At 56.7% G+C, this 1892-nt stretch carries 1 rRNA gene (running past both ends of the window); it reads right to left on the bottom strand.

Features of this window, described 5'->3' with window-relative positions:
* Positions 1-1892 (bottom strand): 23S ribosomal RNA (locus ACFUOZ_RS21235) (it extends past both window edges: 1136 nt to the left, 310 nt to the right).

Genomic DNA, 1892 nt, shown 5'->3' with positions numbered 1-1892 from the left:
GGGCTAACCGGTCCTCTTAACCTTCCAGCACCGGGCAGGAGTCAGTCCGTATACATCGTCTTGCGACTTCGCACGGACCTGTGTTTTTAGTAAACAGTCGCTTCCCCCTGGTCTCTGCGGCCCACACCCGCTCACGGAGAGCAAGTCTCCATCACGGGGCAGGCCCCCCTTCTCCCGAAGTTACGGGGGCATTTTGCCGAGTTCCTTAACCATAATTCTCTCGATCGCCTTGGTATTCTCTACCTGATCACCTGTGTCGGTTTGGGGTACGGGCGGCTAAAACCTCGCGTCGATGCTTTTCTAGGCAGCATAGGATCACCGGATCCCCCCAAACGGGAGTCCCATCAGATCTCAGGAACGTGCTCGAAGCACACAGGAACGGATTTGCCTATCCCTGACCCTACATCCTTAGACCGGGGCAACCATCGCCCGGCCCGGCTACCTTCCTGCGTCACACCTGTTAATACGCTTACCTCCCGGGATCAGGTCCCGCGCTCGGCCAAAACCCACAACACCACAAGGGTGAGCGGGCAGGCTCCGGGCGGTTAGTATCCCCCGCTTGGCATGGGCGGTTTTTCGCCGGTACGGGAATATCAACCCGTTGTCCATCGACTACGCCTGTCGGCCTCGCCTTAGGTCCCGACTTACCCAGGGCAGATTAGCTTGACCCTGGAACCCTTGATCATTCGGCGGACGGGTTTCTCACCCGTCTTTCGCTACTCATGCCTGCATTCTCACTCGTGTAGGCTCCACCGCTGGTTTCCACCGCGACTTCACTGCCCACACGACGCTCCCCTACCACTCCACACCCCTGAACCACGAAGGCTAGGGTCTTGTGTGAAATCCACAACTTCGGCGGTGTACTTGAGCCCCGCTACATTGTCGGCGCGGAATCACTTGACCAGTGAGCTATTACGCACTCTTTCAAGGATGGCTGCTTCTAAGCCAACCTCCTGGTTGTCTTCGCAACTCCACATCCTTTCCCACTTAGCACACGCTTAGGGGCCTTAGTTGGTGGTCTGGGCTGTTTCCCTCTCGACTATGAAGCTTATCCCCCACAGTCTCACTGCTGCGCTCTGACTTACCGGCATTCGGAGTTTGGCTGACGTCAGTAACCTTGTAGGGCCCATCGGCCATCCAGTAGCTCTACCTCCGGCAAGAAACACGCAACGCTGCACCTAAATGCATTTCGGGGAGAACCAGCTATCACGGAGTTTGATTGGCCTTTCACCCCTACCCACAGCTCATCCCCTCCATTTTCAACTGAAGTGGGTTCGGTCCTCCACGACGTCTTACCGTCGCTTCAACCTGGCCATGGGTAGATCACTCCGCTTCGGGTCTAGATCACGCCACTACACTCGCCCTGTTCAGACTCGCTTTCGCTACGGCTACCCCACACGGGTTAACCTCGCGACGTAACACTAACTCGCAGGCTCATTCTTCAAAAGGCACGCCGTCACAGTAACAAGACTGCTCCGACGGATTGTAAGCACACGGTTTCAGGTACTGTTTCACTCCCCTCCCGGGGTACTTTTCACCTTTCCCTCACGGTACTGGTCCGCTATCGGTCATTAGGAAGTATTTAGGCTTATCAGGTGGTCCTGACAGATTCGCACGGGATTTCTCGGGCCCCGTGCTACTTGGGATACTCTCCAGGCGGCACACAACATTACGGTTACGGGGCTCACACCCTCTCTGGCCGGCCTTTCAAGACCGTTCACCTATGCACGCACTCTCACCTCACTGGCCCGGCAGAACCAGAACGGAAAGTCCCACAACCCCGCCCATGCAACGCCCGCCGGCTATCACACATGGAAACGGTTTAGCCTGATCCGCGTTCGCTCGCCACTACTAACGGAATCACTCTTGTTTTCTCTTCCTGCGGGTACTGA

The organism is Paenarthrobacter sp. NPDC057355, from assembly GCF_042667405.1.
Lineage (GTDB): Bacteria > Actinomycetota > Actinomycetes > Actinomycetales > Micrococcaceae > Arthrobacter.
The sequence above is the reverse complement of the archived record's forward strand: the minus strand, read 5'-3'. Positions and strand labels throughout refer to the sequence as shown.